Source organism: Acidovorax sp. 100, from assembly GCF_003688355.1.
Lineage (GTDB): Bacteria > Pseudomonadota > Gammaproteobacteria > Burkholderiales > Burkholderiaceae_C > Acidovorax > Acidovorax delafieldii.
The window spans coordinates 1,775,119-1,794,253 of the sequence record NZ_REFD01000001.1; the positions used below are offsets into that span (position 1 = coordinate 1,775,119).

General features: G+C 62.7%; 19 protein-coding genes and 1 pseudogene. 11 read left to right on the top strand and 9 right to left on the bottom strand.

Annotated features, from left to right (window positions below):
• Positions 1–4: 4 nt before the first annotated feature.
• From C8C96_RS08310 to C8C96_RS08330, 5 genes are read left to right on the top strand one after another with little or no spacing between them, the layout of a single operon-like run.
• A complete protein-coding gene (locus C8C96_RS08310; protein ID WP_056743892.1) occupies positions 5–1,015 on the top strand; it encodes a branched-chain amino acid ABC transporter permease in 1,011 nt (336 codons plus the stop codon).
• Positions 1,012–1,788: an ABC transporter ATP-binding protein gene (locus tag C8C96_RS08315; protein ID WP_121942009.1), complete on the top strand. Its 777-nt coding sequence runs from the start codon at positions 1,012–1,014 to the stop codon at positions 1,786–1,788. Before C8C96_RS08310 ends, C8C96_RS08315 begins: the two co-directional genes overlap by 4 nt.
• The gene (locus C8C96_RS08320) at positions 1,785–2,486 is read left to right on the top strand and encodes an ABC transporter ATP-binding protein (RefSeq protein WP_121942010.1); all 702 of its coding nucleotides are present in this window, start codon (positions 1,785–1,787) and stop codon (positions 2,484–2,486) included. The genes C8C96_RS08315 and C8C96_RS08320 overlap by 4 nt, the downstream gene beginning before the upstream one ends.
• Positions 2,487–2,525: 39 nt before the next feature.
• Positions 2,526–4,010, top strand: a complete 1,485-nt coding sequence (locus tag C8C96_RS08325; RefSeq protein ID WP_121942011.1) for a M81 family metallopeptidase — start codon at positions 2,526–2,528, stop codon at positions 4,008–4,010.
• 25 nt (positions 4,011–4,035) lie between these two features.
• On the top strand, positions 4,036–5,292 hold the full coding sequence (locus C8C96_RS08330) for a Zn-dependent hydrolase (RefSeq protein ID WP_121942012.1): 1,257 nt from the start codon (positions 4,036–4,038) through the stop codon (positions 5,290–5,292).
• 79 nt (positions 5,293–5,371) lie between these two features.
• On the opposite strand, the pseudogene C8C96_RS08335 reads toward C8C96_RS08330, so the two are convergent.
• The 3 genes and pseudogenes from C8C96_RS08335 to C8C96_RS08345 all read right to left on the bottom strand — a co-directional run.
• Positions 5,372–5,638: pseudogene (locus C8C96_RS08335) on the bottom strand (cytidyltransferase); the annotation flags it as partial.
• Positions 5,639–5,669: 31 nt separating this feature from the next.
• Positions 5,670–6,086: an SRPBCC family protein gene (locus C8C96_RS08340; RefSeq protein WP_121942013.1), complete on the bottom strand. Its 417-nt coding sequence runs from the start codon at positions 6,084–6,086 to the stop codon at positions 5,670–5,672.
• 106 nt (positions 6,087–6,192) lie between these two features.
• Complete coding sequence (locus C8C96_RS08345; protein WP_121942014.1) at positions 6,193–6,780, bottom strand: NADPH-dependent FMN reductase; 588 nt, start codon at positions 6,778–6,780, stop codon at positions 6,193–6,195.
• Between the two features lie 34 nt (positions 6,781–6,814).
• On the opposite strand from C8C96_RS08345, the gene C8C96_RS08350 reads away from it, so the two are divergent.
• The 6 genes from C8C96_RS08350 to C8C96_RS08375 all read left to right on the top strand — a co-directional run bounded on the left by C8C96_RS08350 (position 6,815) and on the right by C8C96_RS08375 (position 12,031).
• Positions 6,815–7,534 (top strand): GntR family transcriptional regulator, encoded by a 720-nt coding sequence (locus tag C8C96_RS08350; RefSeq protein ID WP_056066532.1) that lies wholly within the window; start codon positions 6,815–6,817, stop codon positions 7,532–7,534.
• Between the two features lie 357 nt (positions 7,535–7,891).
• Entirely contained in the window at positions 7,892–8,752 is an 861-nt protein-coding gene (locus C8C96_RS08355) for a fumarylacetoacetate hydrolase family protein (protein WP_121942015.1), read from the top strand.
• 97 nt (positions 8,753–8,849) lie between these two features.
• Positions 8,850–9,821, top strand: coding sequence for a tripartite tricarboxylate transporter substrate binding protein (locus C8C96_RS08360; protein WP_121943929.1), 972 nt, complete (start codon positions 8,850–8,852; stop codon positions 9,819–9,821).
• A 29-nt stretch (positions 9,822–9,850) separates the two neighbouring features.
• Positions 9,851–10,429, top strand: a complete 579-nt coding sequence (locus tag C8C96_RS08365) for an amino acid synthesis family protein (protein WP_056066523.1) — start codon at positions 9,851–9,853, stop codon at positions 10,427–10,429.
• An 8-nt stretch (positions 10,430–10,437) separates the two neighbouring features.
• Positions 10,438–11,451, top strand: coding sequence for a zinc-dependent alcohol dehydrogenase family protein (locus C8C96_RS08370; protein WP_121942016.1), 1,014 nt, complete (start codon positions 10,438–10,440; stop codon positions 11,449–11,451).
• A gap of 4 nt (positions 11,452–11,455) precedes the next feature.
• Positions 11,456–12,031, top strand: coding sequence for a VOC family protein (locus C8C96_RS08375; RefSeq protein WP_233584190.1), 576 nt, complete (start codon positions 11,456–11,458; stop codon positions 12,029–12,031).
• Positions 12,032–12,272: 241 nt separating this feature from the next.
• Here C8C96_RS08375 and C8C96_RS08380 read toward each other — a convergent pair whose 3' ends face one another.
• The 6 genes from C8C96_RS08380 to boxA all read right to left on the bottom strand — a co-directional run bounded on the left by C8C96_RS08380 (position 12,273) and on the right by boxA (position 19,135).
• Positions 12,273–12,566, bottom strand: coding sequence for a DUF4148 domain-containing protein (locus tag C8C96_RS08380; RefSeq protein WP_121942017.1), 294 nt, complete (start codon positions 12,564–12,566; stop codon positions 12,273–12,275).
• 316 nt (positions 12,567–12,882) lie between these two features.
• A complete protein-coding gene (locus C8C96_RS08385; protein ID WP_121942018.1) occupies positions 12,883–13,473 on the bottom strand; it encodes a DUF2894 domain-containing protein in 591 nt (196 codons plus the stop codon).
• The gene (locus C8C96_RS08390; protein WP_121942019.1) at positions 13,470–14,138 is read right to left on the bottom strand and encodes an OmpA family protein; all 669 of its coding nucleotides are present in this window, start codon (positions 14,136–14,138) and stop codon (positions 13,470–13,472) included. The genes C8C96_RS08385 and C8C96_RS08390 overlap by 4 nt, the downstream gene beginning before the upstream one ends.
• A complete protein-coding gene (locus C8C96_RS08395; protein WP_121942020.1) occupies positions 14,135–16,804 on the bottom strand; it encodes a DUF802 domain-containing protein in 2,670 nt (889 codons plus the stop codon). The genes C8C96_RS08390 and C8C96_RS08395 overlap by 4 nt, the downstream gene beginning before the upstream one ends.
• On the bottom strand, positions 16,801–17,601 hold the full coding sequence (locus C8C96_RS08400) for a DUF3348 family protein (protein WP_121942021.1): 801 nt from the start codon (positions 17,599–17,601) through the stop codon (positions 16,801–16,803). The genes C8C96_RS08395 and C8C96_RS08400 overlap by 4 nt, the downstream gene beginning before the upstream one ends.
• 256 nt (positions 17,602–17,857) lie before the next feature.
• On the bottom strand, positions 17,858–19,135 hold the full coding sequence (gene boxA, locus C8C96_RS08405) for a benzoyl-CoA 2,3-epoxidase subunit BoxA (protein ID WP_121942022.1): 1,278 nt from the start codon (positions 19,133–19,135) through the stop codon (positions 17,858–17,860).

Below are 19,135 nucleotides of genomic sequence, written 5' to 3' on the forward strand. Positions count from 1 at the left end.
CCCCATGAAGAAATACACGCATTTCCTGTTTGCAGCAGTGGTGGTGGTGGCCATGCCGTTGCTGATGCAGTCGGGCTCCTTGGCTAGCGAGGTACTCATCTTTGCGCTGGCGGCCATGGGTTGCAATCTGCTGCTCGGCTTCACCGGCTTGCTTTCGTTCGGGCAGGGCATCTTCTTTGGTCTGGGCAGTTACACCGTTGCCTTGCTACTCACCCGCTGGCCTGTTCCCATGCCGCTTGCGTTGCTGCTCGCCACAGTCATGGGAGCGCTCGGGGCGGCCGTGGTGGGCTGGGTGGCCATTCGCCAGCGTGGCACCTACTTTGTGATGCTGACGTTGGCCTTTGCGCAGATGTTCTATTTCATTGCCTATACGGCTACCGGCTTGACGGGGGGGGACAACGGGTTGATGGATATCCCTCGTCCCAATGTGTCCATCCTGGGCTTTGACCTGTGGACGTTGGCGTCGCCCTGGCAGTTCTATGGTTTTGTTTCGCTGATTTTTCTGGTGGTGTTCTGGCTGCTGCTCAAGGTGTCACGCTCCACATTCGGGCGAACCTTGCTGGCAGTGCGAGACAACGAAGAGCGTGCGGCTGCCATTGGCTACAACCTCAGGCTGCTCAAGCTGCAGGCGTTTGTGATCTCGGGTGCTGTCACCGGTCTCGCGGGGGCGCTGCATGCCATGATGACCGGCCTGGCTCCGCTGTCCAACGCGGAGTACCACACCAGTGAAATGATCCTGGTGATGACCGTTATTGGCGGGACGGGCAACCTGTTTGCCTCGCTGCTGGGATCAGCGTTCTACCTGCTGCTGGCCGACTGGCTGTCTCAACTGTGGCCGCGTTGGCTTTTGCTGCTGGGCATTGCATTGATGGCCGTGAGCCTCTGGATGCAGCGCGGGCTGTGGGGCTTGGGTGAAACGGTCTGGAATCGGCTGCAAGGTCATCGCAAGCAGTCGGCTGACACGGTGGTGACGCCATCGGCAGCTGCAGTTCCTGCGAAAGGAGAACAGGCATGAGCCCAAAGACCCCGATCTTGTTGGAAGCCATTGATGTCGAGAAGCACTATGGCAAGTTTGCAGCGCTGGGCGGTGTAAGTCTCCAGGTGCGTGCGAATACCGTGCACTCGGTGATTGGCCCCAATGGTGCTGGCAAGACCACGTTGTTCCACATGCTCACCGGCACCAAGACAGTCAGTGGAGGCCGGATTCTTTTTGATGGACAGGATGTCACGCATGAGCCAGACCATCGGCGGGTGCAGCGAGGCATTGCGCGTTCATTCCAGGTGACCAGCCTGTTCTTGAGCTTGCCGGTGCGTGAGAACCTGCGCCTTGGCGCACAAGGCGTACAGCCTGCACGCGCCCTGAATCCTTGGCACGAACCGGTAGGGGCGCGTGCGCAGTCGCAGGTGGTTGACGCCGTTCTGTCCAAGGTGGGACTGGAGAACCTCGCAGACACCCCCGCTGGCAATCTTTCGCATGGCCAGCAGCGCCGGCTGGAAGTGGGCATGGCCCTGGCTGCACGGCCCAAGGCCATTTTCTTGGATGAGCCCACTTCGGGCATGGGCATCGATGACCTGGACGACATGAAGCGCTTGATCAAGAGCCTGCGCGACGAACACACGGTGGTCTTGATCGAGCACAACATGAACATCGTGATGGATATCTCGGACACCGTGACGGTGATGCAGCTGGGGCGTGTGCTGGCCGAAGGCATGCCACACGACATACGCAGCGACGAAAGGGTGCGGACTGCGTACTTGGGCAACATGATCACAGGGGGCAAGGCATGATTCTCGATGTTGACAACCTGCATGCCCACTACGGCAAAAGCCATGTGCTTCAGGGTGTGTGTTTCACGGTGGGTAACGGCGAACTGGTCACCCTGCTGGGGCGCAACGGCGCAGGCAAGACCACCACACTCAAGAGCATTGCAGGGGTAGTCGCTCCCACGCAGGGCCGTGTGGCATTTGCCGGCAAACCGCTGCAGGGTCAGGCTTCGCATGTGATCGCCCGGCAGGGGGTGTGTCTGGTACCGGAGCACCGGGGCATCTTCAAGCTGCTGACCGTGGAAGAGAACCTGATGCTGGGCCTGCGAAAAAGCTCACCCTGGCAACTGGACGACGTGTACCGCATTTTCCCCAGGCTCAAGGAGCGCAGGCGCAACGGCGGTGGGCAGCTTTCCGGCGGCGAGCAGCAGATGCTAGCGATCGGCCGCGCGCTGATGAACGACCCCAAGTTGCTCATGTTGGACGAGCCCGTGGAGGGGCTGGCCCCCGTGATCGTGGAGGAAATCGTGGCCCAGCTCAAGACCATCAAGGCCGCAGGCGTTGCCATCTTGCTGGTGGAGCAGAACCTGGAGGTCTGCACGCAACTGGCCGACCGCCATTGCATCCTGGAACAAGGACGCATCGTCTACACAGCCGACAACGCAAGCTTTCTTGCCGACGAAGAGGTCAAAGACCGCTATCTGGGCGTGGGCTTGGCCTGAGCTGTGGCCCATCCCGCACTGAATCCCGAAGGGCGTTTCATGAAGTTTCTGATTGCTCGTCTTAACCACGAGACCAATACCTTTTCTCCAGTGCCCACGCCCTTGAAGGCGTTTGCGCCCGAGTACGACGCGGCGGCCTTCCATGCCAACTTCGGCATGCGAACGGCGATGGCGGCTTTCATTGATGCAGCAAAGCGGGTAGGGGCGCAGTGCGTGACGCCCGTCTCCGCCACGGCAAACCCCAGCGGGCCGGTAGATGCCGACGCCTACCGCCAGTTGACGGACCGCATCGTCGCCGCAGCGGTGGGTTGCGATGCCATCCTGCTCGATTTGCATGGCGCGATGGTGGCGCAGAACACACCGGACGGGGAAGGAGACCTGCTTGTCCGGGTGAGGGCGGCTGCGCCTGGCGTACCGTTGGGCGTAGCTCTGGACCTGCACGGCAACATCACGCAGAAGATGGTCGATAACGCCGATGTGATGGTGGGGTTCAAGACCTACCCGCATGTGGACATGTACGAGACGGGCGAGCACGCGGCACGTCTCGTGTTGCACATGTTGCAGCAAGGGACGAGGTACGCCGTGCGCTGGCGACAGTTGCCGCTGCTCAGTCACACCCTGCGCAGCACGACCTTGGGTGGCGCTATGGCCGCCGCCGTGTCATCGGCGCGGCAGGCCGAAGGGGAGGGTGTGCCGGCCATGACCATCTTTGCAGGCTTCTCCTTGGCCGACATCGCCGCACCATGCGTGAGCGTAGTGGCCACGGCGGAATGCACTGCCGAGTGTGAAGCGCTGTGCGCCGCTGCGCTGGACCGCGTGGCTGCCCAGATCTGGGCGGAACGTGAAGGCTACGTGTATGCCAGCGAGCCCTTGGCCGAAGCCTTCGTTCGGGCGCAGCGCATGGCCGAAGGGGTGGGCAAGCCCGTGCTGCTGCTGGATCACAGCGACAACTGCATGTCCGGAGGAACCTGCGACACCATGGATGTACTGCAGGCCGCCTGGCGGCATGGCCTGACTGGTATCGCCACGGGGCCGCTGTCTGATCCGGAAGCAGTTGAGCAGCTCGTGGCGGCCGGTGTGGGCGCGCAGGTGTCGGTGCGCCTGGGCAACAAGGTGCCGCTGGCTCGGCTGGGCATTGTCAAAGAGCCCGTGCTGGTGCAGGGCACAGTGCGTGCCATCAGCGACGGCAGCTATACCGTGACGGGCCCGATATACACCGGCCAGCGCTGCTCCATGGGGCGTGCCGTCTGGCTGGATGCCGGCGGCACTCAGATCGTGGTGGTGGAGCAGCCGCACGAACCGTGGGATCTGGGCGTTTTTTCTTGTGTGGGCCTGGACCCCACGGCATATCGTTACCTGCTGCTCAAGTCGCGCATGTACTGCCGACCGGTCTTTGTGCCGCTCTCTGCTGGATTGGTGGAGTGCGATAGCCCAGGCGTGACCAGCTCGGACTACCAGCTGTTCCCGTTCGAAAACCTGCGCCAGCCCGTCTACCCGTTGGGCGACGTGCTCACATATCCCTGACTGAGCTATATCTCTGGAGAACCCCATGGACACGAAAGTCAAACCCGACATCGAGAACCTGCGCATCAACGGCGAACGCCTGTGGGCATCGCTGATGGAGCTGGCGCAGATCGGCGCCACCCCCAAGGGCGGCGTGTGCCGCTTGACCCTCACCGACCTGGACAAACAAGGCCGTGACTTGGTCACCCGCTGGGCGCGCGAGGCAGGCATGACCGTCACCATCGACAAGATCGGCAACGGCTTCATGCGCCGCCCCGGGCGCAACAACAGTCTGCCCCCGATCATGACCGGCAGCCACATCGACACCCAGCCCACCGGCGGCAAGTTCGACGGCAACTACGGCGTGCTCGCCGGCATCGAAGTCGTGCGCACCCTGAACGACCATGGCATCGAAACCGAAGCCCCCATCGAAGTCGCCTTCTGGACCAACGAAGAAGGATCGCGTTTCGTGCCCGTGATGATGGGCTCGGGCGTGTTCGCCAAAGCCTTCACGCTGGAGCACGCCTACGCCGCCACCGACACCGAAGGCAAGACGGTGAAAGGCGAACTCGAGCGCATCGGCTACATCGGAGACCAGGAACCCGGCGACCACCCCATCGGCGCCTACTTTGAAACCCACATCGAACAAGGCCCCGTGCTGGAAGACAACGACAAGACCATCGGCGTGGTCAGCGGCGTGCTGGGCATCCGCTGGTTTGACTGCACCGTCACCGGCATGGAAGCCCACGCAGGCCCCACCCCCATGGCCCTGCGCAAGGACGCGATGCTGGCCGCCACACGCATCATGCAAGACGTAGTCGCCGCCGCCCACCGCCACCCACCGCACGGGCGCGGCACCGTGGGCATGGTGCAAGTCTTCCCCAACAGCCGCAACGTCATCCCCGGCCGGGTCAAATTCAGCATCGACCTGCGCAACAGCACCGACGCGCTGGTGGACGCCATGGCCGCCGAGGTCAAGGCCTTTGCCGACCAGGTGGCCCAAGAACACGGTGTGCAGGTCCACATTGAAATGGTGTCCAGCTACCCCGCACAGCTCTTCCAGCCCGAATGCGTGCAGGCCGTGGGCCACGCCGCCGCCAAGCTGGGCTACAGCCACATGCCTGCCGTCTCCGGCGCGGGGCACGATGCCGTGTACATGGCCAAGCTCGCACCCAGCGGCATGATCTTCATCCCCTGCAAGGACGGCATCAGCCACAACGAGATCGAGGATGCGAAACCCGAGCACATCGAGGCGGGATGCAACGTGCTGCTGCACGCCATGCTGGAGCGGGCTGGTACCTAGTGCTATATAAAATATAGCGATAGATGTATGATTCCGTAGCGCTTGAGCCCGTTTGGATGCAAAAAACGGGTGGAACGGATCAGTCCAGCTTCGTCAGCCCCAGAAAGTGGTCCAGCATGTGGAAGTGGTCTTCGAAGAATTCCTCTTCCAGGCCTGCCAGCTGGTCGATGCGGCTCCACTGCACCAGCGCTGCATCGTCATCGGCCTGCACCACCGGGAAGGGCGCATCGCCCAGGTCAAAGTAGTGTGCATGCGTGATGGTGCGACCGCGCTGGCTGCGGTCGGGGTGGTCGAACACGGCCACTGACTGCAGCGCAGCGCGCATGCGGGCCTCGGGCAGGTCGCATGTACGGGCAAGAGGCTCTGCGAGCTGGCCGCTATTGCCGCGTCAGCTTTGCGACCACGTGGCGGGAAAAGTTGTCCAGGATAGCCTGCCAGCCGGCTCGCTGCTGCTCTTCGGAGTGCGTTTGTTCCCCGTCGAATGTGACCGTAACTTTGACTCCGTCCGTGCCCTCGTTGAACTCAACGAGTCCTGCTCGATCCCCGAAGGCGTATTCGATGAGCTGGCACGGCACAACCTTGGTGTATTCACCTGCAAAGTCAAACCCGAATGAGCCGTCCTTCGCCTCCATGCGAGAGGAGAACTTGCCACCTGGCCGCAGATCCACCGACGAGGTGGTCGTGTGCCAGTCTGGGGACGCTGTATTCCATTGTTTGATGTCTTCGGGTGTTGTGTATGCGCGCCAGACTTCTTTCAACGGTGCGGCAACCACAGTTGAGACGGTGATCTTCATGAGCGAACTCCATTCGGGTGACCCGGCACATATTCAAAGATTGGGTGCCGAGTCGAGCCCTATCGGCACTGGCCGCTAAAACCCGGCCTTATTAGCGACTTCTGTCTCAGACTTGTTGGCTGCGCGCGGCGATCCACCGGATCTCCTCGACCAGCTCGTGCAATCCTGTTTGGATGATATCCAGAGTAGGCTTGTCCACTAAGTGACCGTCTTGTATGCGCGCGGCGACTCCCGCAATGGCGATGTGCTGCCGCACCAAGGGGCGTGCCAGTGTGGCTGCCAAAGCATCACGAATTTGGGCCTGTGCCCGCACTCCCCCTGCCGTGCCTGGCGACGCCGTCATGATGAGCGCGGGCTTGCCCTTGAGAGGAGATGCAAATCCCGGCCGTGAAGCCCAGTCAATCGCGTTCTTGAGTACCCCGGGTATGCCGTAGTTGTACTCAGGAGAACACAGTACCAGGCCATCCGCATGTTCAATGGCGTTCTTGAGCTGGACGACTGGAGGCGGCGGTTGCTCCCCATCCAGATCTGCGTTGTACATGGGGATCTCGTCGAGAGCGAACAACTCCAGTGTGGTTCCAGAAGGTAGCAGTGGCTGGAGGCTTCGCAGCACGGCAGTGCTGTGCGACGCGCGGCGGAGGCTTCCGGAGATGGCGAGGAGGCGGATAGGACGTGTCATCTGGTTGGTGTTCATTGAGATTCTTTCGTTCTTTCAATGCCTGAAGTTTATGCATAAAATTCAAAACATGTACAAAACAGACACATCCCCTCGCACTCCGCCCCTGGTGGATCAGGCCTTCGCGCAATTGCGCAGGGATGTGTTGAATGGCACCTACGGTCCAGGCGCCAAGCTCAAGCTCGATGAACTGCAAGCTGCCTACGGCTTTTCCAGCAGTCCGTTGCGGGAGGCGCTGAGTCGTCTGGCCCAGGAGGGGTTGATCCGGGCAGATGAACGGCGAGGGTTTCGTGTAACGGCGATTTCTGCAGAGGACTTGGGCGACATCACGCGCATGCGTGTGATGCTTGACGTTCAGGCGCTGCGCGAATCGATTGCCCACGGTGATGACGTGTGGGAGGCGCAAGTAGTGGGGGCATTTCACCGCTTGGAGAAGGTAGAAGGCCGACTTAGCGATGGTCCGGTCGTTTTGGACCAAGGGTGGACGGAAGTGCACACTGCCTTTCACATGGCACTGATTTCAGCCAGTCCATCAGAACGCCTGCGGACTTGGAGTGCAAGCCTCTTCGACCAGGCGGAGCGTTACCGGCGGTTTTCAGCGCGCTTTCGCAAGACCTTTAAGCACAAATCCAGCGAGCACCGTAAGCTCATGGACGCTACGCTGCGGCGCGATGCAGACACCGCCTGTGCACTCTTGCAAGAGCACATCTTGAGTACCGAGCGCAATGTGCTCTCGGTGCTGAGCAAGCTGGAGCACAGCCAGGGAGGCTGACCCTCCACTGCCATTGCGAGCCCGGGCATGGTCTAGGTACAGGCATTTCGCCGGTTCCTGGGCAGCCCTGCCCCTCCTCATTTCTGGTTGCACCCGACTCGCGTGGTGCAGAGCCCGCATGCATCGCGCATGTGGGCTTTTTCGCTTCTGAGTTCCCCATTTCCGTTGTCTGCAAGTGCCTCTTCTTGCGCAAGGGCCCTAGCAAGTTCCCTCAAATCGCTCGGTGTAAACCACTACGCATAATTTGTATTTTGTGCATAAAAATACATTCATGCACTAGATTAGAAAATCCAAAAGTCCAAGTTCTGATCGTTGTGCCTTCTCAGATTCCTCTTTCATCCCTTTTCTAGGAAACCCATGAAACTGATGTCCTACTCAATCGCCGGCCGTGAAACCTGGGGTGCCGTCCTCGGTGACGGTGTTGCCGAACTGGCAATCCGAACCGGCCATGCCACGCTGGCTGGCTTCATCGCAAGCCCGGACTTCGCGCGCCGGGATGCGTTGGTGGCAGATCTCAAGGCCGACGCTAAGTTGGCCGAAGTGACGTTCCTGCCGGTGATTCCTCGCCCCGAAAAAATTGTCTGCGCGGTGCGCAACTACATGGATCACCACCAGGAGGTGCTCGCTGCTGGCATGCAGCGCGAGCTGTCCGAGCAGCCGCCGATCTTCTTGCGCGTGTGGCGTTCACAGACGCCACATCAAGGTCCGATCGTCCGTCCCCATGTTTCGGAGTCGCTGGATTGGGAGGGCGAGCTGGCCGTAGTGATTGGCAAGGAAGGTCGTGACATCAGCGAGGCGGACGCCTGGGCGCACATTGCAGGCTATAGCTGCTACAACGATGCCAGCGTGCGTGAGTGGCAGTTCCATGCCAAGCAGATCGCCTCCGGCAAAAACTTCGAATCCACTGGTGCTTTCGGTCCCTGGATGGTGACTGCAGACGAGATCGCGCCTGGTCGCGAACTCAAGCTGGAGACGCGTCTGAACGGCGTTGTGGTGCAGTCCAGCCATACGGGGCACATGATTTTTTCGATCCCCCGCCTGATTGCGTATGCCTCAACCATTTTTACGTTGGTCCCCGGTGACGTGATCATCACTGGCACTCCTGCTGGCGTGGGCTGGAGCAAGAAGCCGCCGCAGTTCATGAAACCTGGCGACGTCGTGGAAGTGGAGATTGAAGCCATCGGCGTGCTGCGCAATCCAGTGGTTGCGCAGGGCTGACCATCGTCTGGCGCCATTTGCCCGTTCGATCTTCCATCCAGACCCTGCAAGGGTAGAGCAAGGCCCCATGCGGCTGCCGCCCACGGAGACAAACACCATGCAAAGAAGACACGTCCTGGCCGCCTGCAGCGCGGCCGCTCTTGGGTGGCCGGCGCTGCCGGCCCTGGCCCAAGCCTATCCCGAGCGAGCGATCAAGCTCTATCAGGGGTTCGCTCCTGGTGGAAATGCGGACGCCATCGCCCGCGCTGTGGGCGCAGAGATGGCCAAAGCCTTGGGCCAGGCCGTGGTGGTGGAGGCACAGTCTGGAGCTGGCGGCACCATCGCCGCCACCACGGTAGCGCGGGCAAAGCCCGACGGATACACGTTGCTGCTCGCCACCGGGGGGCATGCGGTGGCGGGCGCTCTCTACAACACGCTCCCCTACAAGTCTGTCGCGGACTTCGAGATGGTTTCCACGATCACCTTCTTTCCGTTCCTGGTGGTTGTCAACGCCAATTCGAAAGTCCAGAGCCTGCGTGAAGTCATCGCAAACGCGCAGGCCACACCGGGATCGGTTGGCTACGGGACTGCGGGCGTGGGCTCAACCCACCATCTGGCGGGCGAGCTGCTGGCCAAGATGGCTCGAGTCAATCTTTTGCACGTTCCTTATCGGGGCGATGCTGCATCGATCACGGCGCTGCTGGCAGGCGATGTGCCATTCATCATCGCTCCGCCGACCGCGGTATTGACCAACATCCAGGCGGGGAAGCTGCGCGCCATCGCAACCACCGGCCCCCAACGGTGGCCAGGCCTGCCCAATGTTCCCACCGTCGTGGAGCAAGGTGTGACGGGCTATGACGTGCGCTCGTGGGCCGGCCTTCTGGCGCCCGTAGGAACGCCCCGACCGATCGTTGATCGCCTCAATGCGGAGGTGCTCCGTGCGCTACAGGCGCCAGCAGTACGGCAGCGTCTGGAGGACATGGGCGGGGAAGCACGCGGCAGCACGCCCGAGGAAATGAAGGTCATGGTGAGCCACGAGATCGAAAAATGGCAGCAGGTAGTGGCTGATGCCAAGATTCCCAAACAATGACTCCAATTACCTTGTCGAAGGACTTTTGAATGAACTTGATCGCTATCCGCAAACGCAGCCTGACCATTGAAACGGTGTACCACGAGGGCGGACCACCGGTAGACACGCCGCTGCGTATCGCCTCTGCTTGCGCTGTGATTCGCAATCCTTACGCTGGCCGCTATGAGCCAGATCTGCTGCCCTTCATGGCCGAGCTGCGCACCCTCGGTACGATGCTCGCTGAAGAGCTGGTGGCTACGCTGGGCAAGGAAAAAGTACAGGCCTATAGCAAGGCAGCCATCGTCGGCGTGAATGGCGAGTTGGAGCATGGCGCCGTCTGGCACGAAGCGGGGGGCTGGGCAATGCGACAAGTGCTGGGTGAACCCAAAGCCATCGTGCCGTCGGCGAAGGCCGTGGCCGCTACGGGCTACCGCTTGATGGTGCCACTGCATTACATCCATGCGGCCTATGTCCGCAGCCATTTCAACAGTGCCGAGGTGGGGATCCAGGACGCGCCCCGCCCCGACGAAATCCTTTTCGCACTGGTGATGGCCGATGGCGGACGCGTCCACTCGCGCCTGGGCGGCCTGACGCGCGAGCAGGTGTCTGTACACGACGGCCAGCGCTGAGGTTAGACATGGCGATTTCTTCCACTGGCACGATGAAGGCCGTGCAGCTCCAGGTCACGGGTGGTCCGGAGGTTCTGTCTTTGGTGGACATCCCTGTACCTCATCCCGGACCGGGCGAGGTACGCGTCCGGGCTCATGCCATAGGTGCAGGTGGGCCGGACGTTCTGATTCGCAACGGTACTTACAAATGGATGCCCCCACTGCCCGCCGTGCCTGGCAATGAGCTGTCCGGAATCGTCGACGCCACCGGTGAGGGCGTCACCCGCCTGTCTGTGGGTGACCGCGTGCTGGTCAGTGCACGAGAGTTGCCACAGCGCGGGGGCTGCTACGTGCAGGCGATCTGCGTGCCCGAAGTTGTGCCATTTGTGCTGCCTGAGAGCATTGCGTTCGAGGACGCGGTGAGTCTCGGTAACTTCCAGCTCGCACTGGCGCTACTGGCCAGCAACGGCAATCTGCCCGCTAAAGCGATCCTGATTCCCGGTGCAGCAGGTGGGGTTGCCACCGCGCTGGCCCAGGTGGCGCGCTCGCGAGGCATGCGCGTCATCGGTACTGCATCAACCCCGGAAAAACGCCAGTTCGCCTTGGAAAACGGAGTTAGCGATCTTGTGGATGGCGACGTGCAGGCCCTGCCGCAACGCGTCATGGAGCTCACTGGGGGGCGTGGCGTCGACCTCGCTTTTGATCATGTGGGTGCGGCGCTGTTTATCGCCTGTCTGCGGTCGCTGGCCCCCTCAGGCATGGCGGTGTCGTACAACATCCTTGCAGGCCCACCATCGAGTGATGTGTTCGATGAGCTTCGCAAACTGCTCGCCAAGAGTCTGGCGATACGTACCTTCTCCATTCATGCAGTGGATGCCGATGTGGCTCAGCGCCGCAGCTTGATGGAGCAAGCCATTGCGCTCATGGCGAGTGGCCAGGTGCGTGCACCGCGTGCCATGCGCATGCCACTGGCAGAGGTTCGTCAGGCCCACGAGCTGTTGGACACCGGCGGCACGCTGGGCAAGCTGGTCCTCATTCCCTGAACCCATGGAGTCTCGCAACGTGAACCCACCCTATACCGCCAATCTCGCTCACTGTGGCATTTTTTGCCGTGACCTGGAGGTGATGAAGGCTTTCTATACCGGAGTGTTCGACATGCAGGAGACGGATCGTGGCGAGGGCGTGACCTTTCGCTTCGAGATCGTGTTTCTGAGCGGGCGTGGTGATCAGCACCACCAGTTGGTGCTGGCTGGAGGGCGGGGTGAAGATGCCCCGAGCACCGTGATGCAGCTGTCGTTCAAGGTCCAGACCATTGATCATCTGCGCGAGGCGCGTCGCCGCGCCTTGGCACTGGGCGCGTCGAAGATGCGCGGGCTTAACCATGGGAATGCTATTTCCATTTACTGCATGGACCCGGAAGACAACACGGTGGAGGTTTATCTGGACACTCCTTGGTACGTGAGCCAGCCCCACGGTGATCCTTTGGACCTGGATCAGGATGACGAAGCCATCTGGGCCCAGACGGAGCGTGTGGTGCGTTCGGACCCCAGCTTTATGCCGGTATCTGAGTGGGCTGCGCAGTTTGCGGAACGACGCGCGGCATTGAAGGCCGGGACCGCGTAGCGAGCGCTCGTTTTTCGCGATGACGCAGAGGCTTTCGGCTTGGAGATGCAACAGGCATACGACGTTTTGCTTGTGTTCGCACGCAACAAAAAGGGCTCCCAGAGGGAGCCCTTTTTGCCTGCCCGCCCCTGCGGTTCAGTTAACACTCCCCATGGCGGCAGCACCCGCACCGCGCGAAGTGCCACCGCCTTGGGAAGTCCCGCAACTGCTTCAATCCAACCCAAGCAGTTGGTCTGCCAAATTACATGGCGCTGAATTCGCCCGAAGAGATCTGGCCGGTGCGCACGGCTTCGGCAGCCTGTGCACGCACGGCAGCGCGGTCAGCGGTGGATTGGTAGGTCACCACGCGCGAGCCTGCGGGTTCCATGTTGTGGGTGCGGGCTTCGACGACAGCTTCGGCAGCCACTTCAGCGCGGGTGCGGTTGGTGTCGAACTTCAGGGCAAATTGCGAGCCATCGGCTTCATCGGCATGGGCGCCAAAAGCGGCGAAAGCGGCAACAGCGGCGACGGAGAGGAAACGGGCGGTCTTGTTCATGATGAAAATCCTTGAAAGTTAAAAAGCGTCTCAAAAAAGCCGGGTCAAAAACCATTTCTGAACCGGGTTCGGTGAGTCGCCTTGCGGGTTCGGCTCATCGATGGGATGAACTGTACGCCGATGGTGTTCAGGGAAAAACCATCCAGTCGCAAACTAACTGTTCCAGTTTTGAAAACAATGGCTGGGCCACGTACTGTGACGTTTCGCGTCAGCGGTTGGAGGCGCCGAAGCGCCTGTTTCCCTCGCCCCGGGCGTTGGGCCGGGGACTACACAGCAGTGGCTTGTGCTCTGGTTACAGGCCTGCGGATCTATCGGTCTATGGCTTGTTGCGTGTCTTGCGCACCGAACGCGGAGCGGGGCTTGTGGCTCGGTTGCTTGCCTGATCCAGCCACAGTAAGGTGTCCATTTGCGCCATGAAATGGCGCAGATAGTCGGGGGACAGGGAGCGCATCAGGTTCAGTGAGCGCAGCATCAGCTTGTGGGCGTTGAGTGGCCCGGCGTTCTCAGGCCCCCTGTGCAGGGCCTGCACCACCTGCTGCTCGGCGGCGATGTGCGACCAGACCTCGCTGAAATGGCGCACGCTTTTGAGCGCGGGCAATGGAGCGCTGTCCATCGCAAAGGGGTCGTCCCTGGCGATGCTGCGCCGAGGGGGTCCCAGGGTTTGGTTCAGTTGTGCCAGCGCAGATGCTGCAGGGGCGGGGCGTTGGTTGTCCTGAGATGGAGTTGTGTGGGGCCGGTTTTCGGGGTAGCTCGCCAGCGCCGTATCGAGCTTGTGCGCCAACAGCCGCTGCACGGCCGCTGATTGGCCAGGCAGGCGGCGCGCCAGGATCTCCAGGTAGTGAAAACGCGCGGGGTCGTTGTGGTGCGCGCCCACTGCACGCAATGCCTCCAGACGGGGATCTGTCATGGTGCGCGAGGAGACTCGGTGGACCGGGTGTTGGCGGCCTTGGGGACTGGGGCCATCTCCACCCGGCGGTTTTGTGCACGGCCTTTTTCATCGCTGTTGTCAGCCACGGGTTGTTCGGCGCCAAAGGCTGCGGCGAACACCTGGGACGATGGCATGCCTTCGTCAATCAGAGCCCGGGTCACGGTGAGTGCACGCTGGGCTGACAGCTCCAGGTTGTCCGCAAAACGCTTCTGGCTGCCGCGCAGCAGCGCGGTGTTGTCGGTGAAGCCGCTGACCATCAGCATTTCGTCGCGCTCCCGCAAGTAAACCCCCAACGGCTGCACCAGACTCTTGAGCAGTTGCCGTCCCTCGGCACGCAGTTCGTCCGAACCGGTGGCAAACAGCACGCTGCCGCTGATACCAATGCGCCCGTTGTTCACCGTCACGCGCCCGCTGGCCAGCGGAATGGCCAGGGCCTTCTCAAGCGCCATGCGCCGCTGCTCTTCCATCTGGCGCTTTTGCACTTCCTGCTGAAGGCTGGTCACCAGGTCGATCTGCACCACCAGCACGCCCACGAGGATCAGTACAAACGCACCCAGCAGCCCCGCCATCAGATCGCCGAAGACGGCCCACACCGGTGCCGTCTGGTCGGTAGCATCATCCAGGGTGTCGTCCACGCCGGTCACGCGGGCACCCCTTGTTCTGCCGTGGCCTTGCCATGCAGTCGACGCAGGTCTTCCACGATGCCTTGTTGTGCGCTGATGCTCAGGTCAATCACCTCGCGGGCCTGCGCCACGTAGTACGCCAGCTGTTCGTCGCTGCGGCCCATGGACTCGCGAAGGGCGTCCTCCATGCCTTGCAGGCTCTCCACGAGCTTCTCGTTGCTGGCGCTGAACAGGCCGACGCCGTGCTGGAAGGATTCCCCCAGGCTGGACAACTCGATGGCGCTGGCCGCGACCTGTGCTGCCACTTCGTCCACCTTGCCCGCCTGTGCGCCCAGAGCCTGTGCAAACTGCTGGCCCGCCTGTTCGAGCACCTCGGCGGCGGAACCCACCAGTGCGTCAATGGCCGCGCGCTGCTGCACAGCGGCTTCGTTCACGGATTGCAGCAGGCTGCCCAGCTGCTGTGTCATGGCCGTGCGCTCGGCCAGTGCGAGGTTGTCGCGTTCGCCCAGGCGTGTCATTTCCTGTCGCAACTGGGTAATGACTTCGGCCGCCGCTTGCGGCACGTCGGAGGCGGTCTGCAGCAGGCGCGTGAGGGGGGCTTCCAGCGCAGCGCCCAGGGTGGCCAGGTGCTCTGCCACGGCGGCTTGCAGAGTATCCAGGCGGTCCACTGCCGCCTGTCCGCGCGCGGCTTCTGCATTGCGCAGGGTGGTCAGTTCCTCGCGCCACACCAGGGTCAGCGCATCCATGCGCTGACCCTGGGCTTGCACCCATTGCGCTTCGTTGTCGATGCGTGTGCGCAGCAGGGCGTCGGATTGCTCCATCAGCGCGGTGGCGCTGCCCAATGTACGGTCCACCTGGGCGTTCAGTCGCAGACTCACTTGCGTGGCGGTGTCTTCCAGGGTCTGCATCAGGGCGCGCTGTTGTTCCACGGTCTGTGTGGCTGCGCGCTGCCATTCAGCGCTGAGCGTGTGGGCCAGTCTCTCCAGGGACTGGCTCCAGCCTGCCAGCCGTTGCGCATCGGCGTCGCGCTGCGCCTGCTGAGCATCGGTGACGGTGCTTTGCAATGCAGCCAGCAAGGCCTCGGAGCGTTCTTCAAATGCGTTGTTGGCTGACTGCAGGCGGTGCTCCAGCTGCTGGGCTGCTTGGGCGAGTGCCGCGCCGGTTGTCTGGTGCTGTTCGGCAGTTTGTGCCCCCGCGCTTTGCCATTCGCCGCTGAGTTTCTGGGCCATCTGGTGCATGGACTGCGTCCAGTCGGCGAGCCGCTGCGTATCCGCAGCGCGCTGCGCACCGTGGGCTTCGGCTACCGTCGCCTGCAGTGTGGTGACCAGGGCTTCGGCCTGTTGTGCAAAGGCCTGGGTGGTGGCTTGCAATTGCCGGTCCATCTGCTGTGCGGTGCGCTCCAAGGCCTGGCCCACCTCCTGCTGCTGGGCCAGCATGTGGTTGCCCGCTTGATGCCATTCGCTGGCCAGGTTGCGAGCCATGTCCTGCATGGAGTGCTCCCAGCCTTGGAGTCGCCGCTGGTCGGACTCCGCCAGGTCAGCTTGTTGCTGTGCAGCCGATACGTGCAGGGAGTCCAGCAGTGTTTTCGAGCGTGTGTCGAAAGTCTGCGTGAGCTTTTGCACTGCAACCTCAAACTGGGCGGTCAGCGCGCCCTGTGTGTTCGACTGCTGGTCGAGCGCCTTGGCCCAGGTGTCGGCCACCTTGCGTGCTGTGCCCTCCCATTGCGCACTGAGGCTTTGCAGTTGCTGGCCTGTGTGCTCTCGCAGCCGCTCGTGGGTGCGCTGGGACTCTTGTGCCAGCGTCGTCATGGCCTGTTCCACCACCGGGCTCATTGCGGCGGTGGCCTGCTGGGCGCTGTTGCTCAGGCTGTCTTGCAGCGATGTACCCACGGCCTGCGCCAATTGGGTGTAGGCGGCAGAGGCCTCTTGATGAAACCCCTGCTGTTGCGCCAGCAGCTGGTCGTTGAGCTGGCTGTGGCGGCGCTCCAGTCCTTCCATCATGGCTTGCAGGCGATCGGCAATCAGCGGCAGGGCCTGGGCCTGCGCTTGCAGGGCCAGCAAGGTGTCCTCACGCCGTTGGGCGGACGAGAAGGCACGGAACAGCGTGGGGATGCGCGCATCCAGCTGGCGCACCGCCTGCAGCCTCTCCCGGCGGCTCAGGGCGGACAACAGGCCCAGTGCGGACGATGTGGCGACCCCGGCGACGGACGTGCCGAACGACAGACCCAGCCCCTTGATGGGCGCAGCCAGTGCATTGCGGATGGATTCCAGGTTGCCTGAGGCCTCCAGGGCAAACACGGCGCCGTGGAACGTCACCACCATGCCCACGAAGGTGCCCAGCATGCCCAGCATGACCAGCAGCCCCACCAGGTAAGGCGTGAGTGCAGGTCCCGGCAGGGCTACATGCTCCCCTTCGATACGTTGGCGAACCGGGTGGCGCAGTGCGGGGTCCAGGCTTTCCAGCCAGGCATCCAGGGCAGGGGGCTCTTGATGGGCCTCTAGCGCACGCGTCAGCGAGGCGGTGGCCGCGCGATAGCGCATCAGCTCCCAGGCTCCCAGCAGGTAGGTGGCGGCGATCATCACCGTCATTGCCAGTGCCAGCGGGCTGTGGCCCACAAAACCCCAGCCCACCCAGCCAGCGGCTGCAAGGCCCGCAGCGAAGATGGCGGTCATCACACTCTTGTTCATTCCTGTTGTCCTGTTGTGTCGTTCTGGGCTGCTTCCAGCAGTCCCGTGATCGGTTCCATGCGCGTTTGCAGCTCTGCGGCAAGTAGGGCCTGCATGTCGCGCTCGAAGGCCCACAGCCAGCCTCCAGCCTGCCGCCAGCGCGTAGGCTCATCGGTCAACCCTTGGGTGGTCAGCCTGTGCTGGTGTTGCCGGTGGCGGTGCGCCATACGGCGCTCCAGGTGCGCTGGTAGCAAGGCCCACAGCCGTTGTTCACGCGGTGCCAGCATGCGCTCCATCACAGCGTCCAGCGCCGCCACCTGGCGCAATCTGGGGGCGCCTTGTGCGATCGCCTGGCGCAACTGTGCCCGCAGGGGCTGCAGCCGCAGCTCCATCTGCTTTTGCAGGTCCAGATAGCGTGGCGCGTGGGTGGCGAAATCCGTGTCCACCCTCGGGTCGGGCAGTTCCACGGGGGTGTTGTCCGCCCGGGCCCGCAGTGGCTTGGGTGCAGTGGGCCTCGTGGCCAGCTGCACTTCGAGGTCGGCCCGAACCTTCGCTACCAGGCCGGCGAGTACCGTCATGTTCAGCGCCATTGCCGGGTGCTGTGCAGTCGCCGCCTGCGATGGCAGGTTCTCGATCGCGTGCAGCGCCCGGCTGAGCTGGACGGCGTCCACGGTTCCCAGCCATAGGCTCAGCTGCTCTGCCACATCGGGGGGCTTGGCTGCTGGTAGCGGAGGCGCGGCCCGCTCGCTGGCTTCCCGCGTCCATTGCTGGAGCAGGACCACGAGGCGTGAGCTGTTGAGTCGGTGGTGTTGGGTCATCCCGTGAAGGCTGTGCACTGGGTGGGCACGGCCGAGCGGGACGGTCCGGCGGCGCGTGCATCGGGGGAAGGAGTCCTCCCGAAGGCAAAGCCCGCTATTTTCGCAGGAACGACAGACCAGTTTGCCGGTCAGCGTCCGGCGTTGCAGCTGTTACACAAGGGAAAGGGCTCCATGCAGCGCCCCGAGGCCCGGCCAATGGGCCTTTTTGGGGGGGCGCCACGGCTTGAGTTTGGCTCAGGCCGATGCCATGCCCGCCTCAGTACGTCTCCAGATGCAGTCGCCCTTCGCGCTGAAGCGTCCCACCCAGGGCGTCCCAGCTCAGCCCCGCCTCCTGGGCGATGTCACGCAGCGCCATCACCACGCCTTCTTCCATGCCCTTGAGGCCGCAGACGTAGAAGTGGCTGTTGTCATCGCGCAGCAGGGCCAGCAGGTCGGCGGCGCGCTCGCGCATCAGGTCTTGCACATAGCGCTTGGGCTGCCCGGGCGTGCGGGAGAAAGCCAGGTTGATGTCGATGAAATCCTTGGGCAGGCTTTGCAGGGGGCCGAAGTAGGGCAGTTCCTGCTGCGTGCGTGCGCCGAAGAACAGCAAGAGCTTGCCGCCCTCAAACTTGCCGCTGTTGCGTAGCCTGCGTCGCCACTCGGTCATGGCGCGCATGGGAGCGCTGCCGGTGCCGGTGCAAATCATCACGATGTGCGATCGCGGGTGGTTGGGCATGAGGAAGCTGCTGCCGAACGGCCCCACCACCTGCACCTTGTCGCCCACCTTCAGATCGCAAACATAGTTGGAGGCAACGCCTCGCACAGGGTTGCCATCGTGGTCCACGGTCACGCGCTTCACGGTCAGCGCCAGGTTGTTGTAGCCGGGGCGTTCGCCGTTGCGCGGACTGGCCACCGAGTATTGGCGCGCGTGGTGGGGTTTGCCCAGCGCATCGGCGCCCGGCGGGATGATGCCAATCGATTGCCCTTCCAGCACGGGGAACGGCATGCTGCCGAAGTCGAGCACCACATGGTGGGTCTCGCTCTCAAAACCCGCCTCGGTGCAATTGAAGTTGCCGACCACGGTGGCCGTGGTCGGGTTTTTGGGCGGAAAAAGATTGGTGTAGGGATGGGCTGCAGACCAGGGCGGTACCGTGGCTCCGTACTGTGCGGAGCGAAACACCTGCGTGCCCGGCTCAGCAGGCGCTTCGGGGGCTTGCTGCAGCGCCGTTACCTCTGTGGCGGGCTCTCCGCCTGCTGCGACCAGTTCATGGGGAGCAAGCTCGCCCGGCAGTTCTTCCCAGCTGAACTGTTCCTCAACGGTGTAGGCACGGGCCACTGGCACCGCACGCCAGTTGTCGATGGAACCCGTGGGGCAGGGCGAGATGCAGGCCATGCAGCCGTTGCACACATCGGCTCGCACCACGTAGTTGTTGTCGTCGTGCGTGATCGCGTTGACCGGACAGGTGGCCTCGCAGGTGTTGCAGCGAATGCAGATCTCCGGGTCGATCAGATGCTGCTTCAGGATGCCGTTGTCGATCAGCGTGTGGGTGTCCAT